This is a genomic window from Variovorax sp. P1_H2 (genome assembly GCF_056405295.1).
Genome location: NZ_JBFUCJ010000309.1, coordinates 1 through 606 on the forward strand (window position 1 = coordinate 1; position 606 = coordinate 606).

The window sequence follows — 606 nt, forward strand, 5'->3', positions numbered from 1 at the left end:
GCCAGCTCACGATGATGCGAGAGCCACCACATGCCGATGTCGACTAAGCGCGACGAGCGCGGCTTCATCCCGAACACCGCGCTGCGCTCCACAACGAGGTGGTGCTGCGCCAGCTTTGCGAGCAGGCACGGCGGCTCGTAGCGCCGCTTGTGGCCTACGAAATCGTCGAACGAGGTCCAAAGCGAAGGGTGCAGTGGCGTCGAGATCAGGAGAGCCGCACCTGACTTCGAAACCCGCGATAGCTCCGACAGAGCGCCGTCCCCGTCGTCGACATGCTCGATGATATCGAGTGCGCACACCAGATCGAATGCACCGTCGGCGAACGGCAGGGATGTCACCTGGCTCAGCACGACCTGCGCACCGCGCTCGCGAAGCATCGCGAGCGCCGGGGCGCTGATGTCCACGAATTGCGTGCCCTCGATCGGCAGACGTGGTCTCAGGCCGGGCCCAACCTCGAGCCGTCGCCCGGACTCGGTTAGCAGGGATCGCACGAGCGGCCAAGTATTGAACCGTTGAGGCTCGACGAGGCGAGCACCGGACCAGAGCAAGTCGTAGAAGCGGCGATTCTGGTCGAGAAGCTCGCTCGCGCTGCGCGTCTGCGAAGGC

At 65.0% G+C, this 606-nt stretch carries 1 protein-coding gene; it reads right to left on the bottom strand.

Features of this window, described 5'->3' with window-relative positions:
* Positions 1 to 606 (bottom strand): class I SAM-dependent methyltransferase (locus AC1D2E_RS36070; protein WP_478201823.1); only part of this gene is annotated, 606 nt, incomplete at both ends.